This window comes from Micromonospora sp. NRRL B-16802 (genome assembly GCF_001279555.1).
Taxonomy (GTDB): Bacteria; Actinomycetota; Actinomycetes; order Mycobacteriales; family Micromonosporaceae; genus Micromonospora; species Micromonospora profundi.
Genome location: NZ_LGEB01000053.1, coordinates 574,855 through 581,766 on the forward strand (window position 1 = coordinate 574,855; position 6,912 = coordinate 581,766).

6 protein-coding genes and 1 rRNA gene are annotated in these 6,912 nt (G+C 71.1%); 3 read left to right on the top strand and 4 right to left on the bottom strand.

Going from position 1 to position 6,912, the window contains the following annotated elements:
- Positions 1–24: 24 nt before the first annotated feature.
- Positions 25–186: a hypothetical protein gene (locus tag ADK66_RS31400; protein ID WP_157552422.1), complete on the bottom strand. Its 162-nt coding sequence runs from the start codon at positions 184–186 to the stop codon at positions 25–27.
- Between the two features lie 40 nt (positions 187–226).
- The gene (locus tag ADK66_RS12960) at positions 227–1,966 is read right to left on the bottom strand and encodes a hypothetical protein (RefSeq protein ID WP_157552423.1); all 1,740 of its coding nucleotides are present in this window, start codon (positions 1,964–1,966) and stop codon (positions 227–229) included.
- A 163-nt stretch (positions 1,967–2,129) separates the two neighbouring features.
- On the opposite strand from ADK66_RS12960, the gene ADK66_RS12965 reads away from it, so the two are divergent.
- Positions 2,130–3,407, top strand: a complete 1,278-nt coding sequence (locus ADK66_RS12965; RefSeq protein ID WP_053654933.1) for a polysaccharide biosynthesis protein — start codon at positions 2,130–2,132, stop codon at positions 3,405–3,407.
- Here the strand turns inward: ADK66_RS12965 and nudC are convergent.
- Positions 3,304–4,221, bottom strand: a complete 918-nt coding sequence (nudC, locus tag ADK66_RS12970) for an NAD(+) diphosphatase (protein WP_053654935.1) — start codon at positions 4,219–4,221, stop codon at positions 3,304–3,306. The two genes, ADK66_RS12965 and nudC, sit on opposite strands and share 104 nt — an antisense overlap.
- A gap of 213 nt (positions 4,222–4,434) precedes the next feature.
- Here nudC and ADK66_RS12975 point away from each other — a divergent pair, with 213 nt between their 5' ends.
- Both ADK66_RS12975 and ADK66_RS12980 read left to right on the top strand, forming a co-directional pair.
- Positions 4,435–6,261, top strand: coding sequence for a VanW family protein (locus tag ADK66_RS12975; RefSeq protein ID WP_053655086.1), 1,827 nt, complete (start codon positions 4,435–4,437; stop codon positions 6,259–6,261).
- 79 nt (positions 6,262–6,340) lie between these two features.
- Positions 6,341–6,730, top strand: coding sequence for a VOC family protein (locus ADK66_RS12980; RefSeq protein ID WP_053655088.1), 390 nt, complete (start codon positions 6,341–6,343; stop codon positions 6,728–6,730).
- A gap of 92 nt (positions 6,731–6,822) precedes the next feature.
- Here ADK66_RS12980 and rrf read toward each other — a convergent pair.
- Positions 6,823–6,912 (bottom strand): 5S ribosomal RNA (rrf, locus tag ADK66_RS12985); the annotation flags it as partial.

Consider the following 6,912-nt stretch of genomic DNA (forward strand, 5'->3'; position numbering starts at 1 on the left):
AGGAGAGACCTCCATGGAGGGCCGTCAACGCTCGCCGTACACGATGATGGGCTGCTCCACGTTCGCAGGCTTGCTGTTGGTGTTGACGATGGTGGACGTCCCGATCGAGACGGCCAGGATTCCGAGCACGGCACCCACCGCCGCGGCGACAACCGCGGTCAGGAGGGGGTTGAAGGATGCCTTCATCGATGATCCCTTCGGAAAAGGTACCGAAGAGTAACATGCGTCACGCCCGTTGGGGCCGGTGCAAAAGGGTGATCAACAAGGTGGCCCCGAGTACCGAATAGCCCAAGAGTGGAACTATCCCGATACGTCCGGTCGACTCGGCGAAATCGGCACCAGGCAGGCGTAACAGGGTCAACGCTCCGTCCCGCCGCACCACCTCGGCGTTCGCGAAGCGGGCTTCGACCTGGGCACCGTCGGGTTGATCGGTTTGAATGAGTACGTACCGCACACCGAGCCGACGGAGGGCCGGCCCGGGATCGCCGGGCGCTGCCAGCACCGCCGCCACCCGATCGGCCTCACGGCTCTCGCCCCGAATCCGGTCCCGCCCGACCAACACGTCCTGGTCCCCGATCACCGGCCGCTGGAACGCGCGCGACGCCGGATCGAGCACGGGCACGTTGCCCGCCCACTGGTAAGCCCGGAACGAGGACCAGGGCAACGAGACGAGGCTGCCTCCAGCCGGATCGCCGTTCACGTCGGCGCGCACCGCCGACCACTCCTTCGGATACCGGACCGTGTCGAGCTGACCACCGAGACCCCACGCCAGACCGGGCAGGAGCACCAGCGGAGCGACCACCACCAGCGGCGCCCACGCCCGGGCACCCGCCGTCGCCAGCGACTCCGCCAGCATCCCGAGCCCCACCGCCTGCACCAACGCCAGCGGGGCGAGCAACCGGGTGCCGTCCCGGACCGCGCCGGCGAGGGGAACGTGCTCGACCAGCGCGACCATCCAGTGCAAACCGACAGACCAGGCCGGTGCCACGGCGATCACGGTGCCCAGCACCGCGCCGACGAGCAGGCCCCACCAGGCCGCCGACGGCCAACGACGACGGGTCAGCACGTACCCCCAGAGGGCCGCGCCGGCGAGGGCCAGCGCGAGCAGCGCGACCAGCCACTGGTCCCGACCGGGAGGTACGGCATGCCGACTCCAGATGCCGCCGAGCGTGCCGACGCTGCCGAGCGCCCCCAGCGGCGTGTCCGGGCGGACGGCGAAGGCGGCGACGCCCCGCTCGTCGAGACCGACGGCGCCACCACGGTTCACCAGCGCCAGCCACCACGGTGCGGTCAGGCCCACCAGTGTCGCCGCGCCCGCGACCACCGCCCGCCATTGCCGCGCCAGGGCCAGCGCCGGAGCGCAGGCGAGCACCGCCGCCAACACCATCGCCGGACCGCCCAGCACCACAGTGAGCCCACCGGCCACGGCGGAGCGCCGCCGCGGACCGAAGCCGTCCGGCGGCGGGCGCAGCACTCCGAGCACCCAGGAGAACGCCCACGGCAACGCGGCGTAGCCCGCGACGACCGCCCACTGGCCGAGGTGCAGTCGCCCGTACACCCAGGGGTTCCAGACGTATGCGAGCCCGGCGGCGATCCGCGCCACCGGGTGGCTCACGGGAGCCAGTCGGGCGGCACCCACCGCCGCCAGGGCGAGGCAGCCCCCGAGAAGCAGCTTCTCAGCCACGTCAGCGGGGACCAGCTGGGACAAGCCGACCGCGAGCAGTTCGCTGGGCACCGCACGGGGCAGCTCGGACCCGCTGCCCCAGACCATCGCGCCGAAGGGCGGGTCGGGCACGAACACCAGGTCGTACCGGAGGACGAAACCGCGGCGGAGCACCGGACCGAGAATCGCGATGACCACGCCGAACCCGAGCGCCATCTCCGGCCACCACCGACGGAGTACGACGGCAGCCCGCAGCAGCACCGGGCGTAACTCCGGTGACGGTCGACGCACACGAACCCCCATGGACCTGGACCGGACTCGGGCCCGACATCGCTCCCGGGACTCCGGACAGCACTCTAGGCAGAGGGAAGCGCGGACGGTAGCTTGCCAGACAACTCGACGAGCTGCCGCGACGACGCGAGGCTCGGGACGAACCCGTTCCCCCGGCGAACCGACATGAGGCGCGATGACAGAGACGACGGCTGGTCCTGGCGCGGGCCGCATGGGAGCGGCGGGCGCGGCGGTGGCGGTCGCCGCGATGGTGACGAACGGACTGGCCTACCTGCTCCCGATGCTCGGCGCCCGGCGCCTGGCGGTCGAGGAGTTGAGTGTGCTGGCCACCGTGCTGGCCCTCGTCGCGATAGCCGGCGTCGCAGGTGTGGGCCTGCAGATGGCGATCGCCGTGCACCGGGCCCGGCACCCGGGCGCATCGACCAGCCGGGTCTCCCTCGTCACCACGGCCGTCGCCGGTGGTGCCGTCGTCGTGGCCACGCCGCTGATGATTACCGCGCTGCGGCTGTCGTGGACGGTCGCGGTGCTCGTCGCCGCCACCACCGTCGCGGTCGTCCTGGCCGCCCGATGGCTCGGCGAGTTGCAGGGTGACCAGCGCTTCCTCCGCCTCGCGTGGGCGATGGGGCTGGTCGCGGTCGGCAGGTACGGCGGCATGATCGTCGCGCTCGTCCTCGGCGCCGATGTCGTCGACACCCTCGTGGCCGGCATGGTGACCTCGTACCTGGTGCTGCCCGTGTTGGCGTGGGTCGCCCGACCGGTACGGCAGGCCACCTCGGACGGGGACAGCGCCGTGGGCGCCCTGCGCATCCGGCAGGTGACGAGTGCAGGCACGGCCGCGCTTGCCATGCTCGCCGTGTCGTACGCCGACCTGATCTTCGCCCGCCAACTGCTGTCGCCTGCCGACTCCGGGGCGTACGCCGTCGGAACCGTGCTCACCAAGGGTGCGCTGTGGGCACCTCAGGTGATCGTGGTGCTGGCACTGCCCCGCTTGGCCGTGGGAGACAACCGGGTCCGCACTGTCGTGCTCGCGATCGTCGCCGGCTGCGGTGCCGTGCTCGTCGCCGCCTCGGCCCTGGCCGGCGGCTTCGCGTTCCGGCTCGTGGGCGGCGAGGACTACGCGTCCCTGGGTGAGTACGCCCCGTTCTTCGCCGCCACCGGTGCGCTCTACGCGCTGGTGTTCGCGGCCGTCAACGCGAAGATCGCGGCGGGAGCACGCTGGCCCTCCGCGCCGCTCTGGGTGGCCGCGGGTGTCCTGGCCTTCCTGACCATGGCCGTCGCGCCACGCACGCTCGAGGGAATCATGTGGTGTGCGCTCGCCACCGCCGCGGCGACCGCGCTCGTGATGATCCTCAGCCTGCCGTCAGCCACTGACCGAGCATCTGGTGATCGATCGAGTCCACCCGACCGAGCTGACGACCTGCCGCGACCCGCTCCCGCAGTTCCGCCCGTGTGAACCAGCGCGCCTCCAGCAGCTCCACGCCGTCGACGCGCACCTCCTCGGACGTGGCGGTGGCCCGGAAGCCCACCATCAGGCCTGCGGAGAACGGCCAGCCCTGCGAGCCCTGGTAGGTCACGTCGGTGACTGTCACGCCCGCCTCCTCGGCCATCTCCCGGCGGACCGCGTCCTCCAGGCTCTCGCCGACCTCGACGAAACCGGCCAACGTCGAGTACGACCCTTCGGGCGCGCCCGCGTGCCAGGCCAACAGGCAACGGTCCGGCGGGCCGGGCGCCTCCACCAGCACGATGACCGCCGGCTCGATACGGGGAAACAGCAGCCGACCGCAGCCTGCGCCGCCGCAGGTCCGGACGTGTCCGCCGCCACCGGCGACAGCCAGCGCACCGCACGCGCCGCAGTACCGCGACTGTCGGTGCCAGTGCAGCAGCCCTCGGGCGTACGCCTGGACGGCCGCCTCGGCCGGGTCTAGCCGCCCCACCAGGGCCCGGACGTCGACGGCCCGTGCCGCACCGACCATCTCGACGGCCGACCGCTCGTTGAGCGCGGAGAGGTCCACTGCGAACACGGCGGCGTCTCCGTCGAGCCCCAGGAAGACGGTCTCGTCGGCGGCGGCCCGGACGAGGGACGTACGGTCCGCGGTGAGCCGGACCGGGCCGTCCCCGTCGACGAGACAGCGGTCGCGCCACAGCGGCAGCACCACCGTGGTCGGCTCGGTCAGCAGCGCTTCCAGTCGGGCCGGATCGGCGCGCAGCGGGCCTGCCCGGTCCAACCAGCCACCGCCGTACGCCAGAACCCGCTCCGCAGCGTCCACCCCGTCACCGTGCCACGGCGGCGGAGGGACGCCCCCACCAACCCCGGCTCCCGCACCCACCCCGCTGTCCACCGGCCCGGGTTCCGCGACACGCGGGGCGACACGCGGCGGCGACGCGGTTGGTCGCAGCCGGCAACGACGACTGATCATTGGCTACCGTAGGTGTTCTCCGGGAGGGAGGACCTTCCGTGGCACCTGGCGATCGAGGTTGTAGTGACGCTGTACGGCGAAAAACGTCCATCCGCCGACGACCGGCCCACAGTGCAGGTCACCGCGGTCACCTGGCCGGACGACGGGTCGGAGTCGGTCACATCGCCCGCCCCCGCTGCTGAGCAGCCGGTGGACGCTGGGCGCCGACCCCGGCGGGCACGGATGCTGCTCGCGGCCGGCGTCACCGGCGGCGTGCTCGCGGCAGTGGCGGGCGCCGGCGCCTGGGCGTACGCCGGGGACGTACCCCGGGGCACAAGCGTGCTCGGCACCGAGCTGGGCGGACGGAGCCTCACCGCCGCGGACCGGGAGCTGCGGGCCGAGTTGGACCGGCGTGCGGCAGCCCTCGCCGCGCCGCTGAAGGTCACCGTCGGCGAGCGCACCGCCGAGATCAATCCTGCCGACGTGGGGTTGACAGTCGACGTGGCGGCGACAGTGGCGGCGGCGGCCGAAGCCGACGCGCACCCGGTCAGCCGCCTGGTCGGCTCCCGCACCGTCGACCCGGTGGTCACCGTCGACACCGACCGGTTGGACGCCGCACTCCGTAAGGTGCTCGGCGACCAGGCTCGCCCCATGACCAAGCCGGCCATCACCTATCAGGGCACCACGCCGAAGGTGGTGCAGCCGAAGCCGGGGCTGGCGTTCGACCCGGAGCGTTCCGCCGACGCCGTCCGCGCTGGCTGGCTGGCCGGCACCCCGGTCACCGTGCCGCTCGTGGAGAGCCAGCCCGCGACCACCGCCGAGGAGTTGGACCGGCTGGTCACCGAGCTGGCGAAGCCGGCCGTCGCCGCACCGGTCACGCTGCGCACCGACAAGGGCTCGGTGAAGGTGCCGCCCGCCGCCATCGCGAAGAGCCTACGGTTCACCGCTGACGGCGCCGGCAAACTCACGCCGTCAGTGGACGTGAAGCGACTGCGCGCCGCCCTCGGCGACAGCCTGAACGCCATCGAGGTGCCGCCGAAGGACGCGACGATGACCATTGCCGGCGGAAAGCCCAAGGTCACCGAAGGCCGCGCCGGCCAGCAACTGGACAGCGCCGCCCTGGGCCGCGACCTGCTGGCCGTGCTGCCGAAGACCGACGGTCGCGAGGTGACCGGCGAGGTGAAGGAGACACCGCCGGAGCTGACCGCGGAGAAGCTCGCCGGCCTCGGCATCAAGGAGCGGGTGTCCACGTTCACCACCCGGTTCACCGGTGGCCTGGCCTCTGCGCGCAGCCAGAACATCGTCACCATCGCCAAGAAGGTGGACGGCACTGTGGTGCTCCCCGGGAAGACGTTCTCGCTGAACGGGCACACCGGGGAACGCGGCTACAAACAGGGCTACCGGGACGCGCCGGTGATCCTCGACGGCAAGCTCGTGCCGGGCGTGGGCGGCGGCACCTCGCAGTTCACCACCACGCTGTTCAACGCCACCTACTACGCCGGGTTGGAGGACGTCGAGCACAAGCCGCACTCGTACTGGTTCGACAGATACCCGGCGGTCATCGAGTCGACAATCTTCTGGCCGAACCTGGACTTCAAGTTCCGCAACAACACCGAGCACGGCGTGCTCATCGACACGTCGTACACGTCGAACTCGATCACCGTGTCGATCTGGAGCACGAAGATCTACGACAGCGTGAAGACGGAGTACGGGCCGCGGCGGAACATCACCGCACCGAAGCTGATCCATCTGGAACCCGGCCCGACGTGCATCGCGACGAACGGCATCAACGGCTTCACCCAGGACGCCTTCCGGGTCATCAAGAAGGACGGCAAGGTCGTCAAGCGGGAGAAGTTCACCTGGCGCTACGACGCCGAGCCCCGCTACGTCTGCGGGCCGAAGCCCTCCTGAGTCAGCTGTCCCGGGCGGTGCCCGCTCCCACAGTGGAGCGGGCGCCGCTTCCGTATTCGAGGTTCGTAGCATGGTCGGCATGGCGGCCAGACAGCTCAAGGTGGGCCTGCGGGTCCGCGACCTCGACAGATCGTTCGGCCTCTACCGACAGCTCGGCTTCCGGCACCTTCCTCAGCCGCAGCAGGCGAACCTGCGCTACCTGACCTTCGGCCACACCTGGCTGATCCTGTCGCACGTCGACAAGCACGGCTATCACAACGCCGAACGCGAGAGCCAGACCAGATCAGGGCCGCCTGGACTCGGCTTCGTGCTCGTCGTACCAGCCGCCGACCTCGATGCGACGTACGCACTGTGGAGGCGCGAAGGTCTGCCGGTGACGCTCGAACCGGAGGACGTCGGGTGGGCGCGTATCTTCTACGGCCTGGACCCGGACGGCTACGAGGTCATGTTCGAGGAGTTCCCCGCATAGCGGCAGACTCGCGGCTTGGGCCACAGCATTCTTCGTTGTGGAGAAACACGTCAGGGCCACCCCATTACTGGGGTGGCCCTGACGGAAAGATTGTCCGGCGGTGTCCTACTCTCCCACACCCTCACGAGTGCAGTACCATCGGCGCTGGAGGGCTTAGCTTCCGGGTTCGGAATGTAACCGGG

Excerpts from the sequence above, each read along its gene's own strand:
- ADK66_RS12965 (WP_053654933.1), top strand. The coding sequence starts at position 2,130 with ATGACAGAGACGACGGCTGGTCCTGGCGCGGGCCGCATGGGAGCGGCG.
- ADK66_RS12980 (WP_053655088.1), top strand. The coding sequence starts at position 6,341 with ATGGCGGCCAGACAGCTCAAGGTGGGCCTGCGGGTCCGCGACCTCGAC.
- ADK66_RS12960 (WP_157552423.1), bottom strand. The coding sequence starts at position 1,966 with ATGGGGGTTCGTGTGCGTCGACCGTCACCGGAGTTACGCCCGGTGCTG.
- ADK66_RS31400 (WP_157552422.1), bottom strand. The coding sequence starts at position 186 with ATGAAGGCATCCTTCAACCCCCTCCTGACCGCGGTTGTCGCCGCGGCG.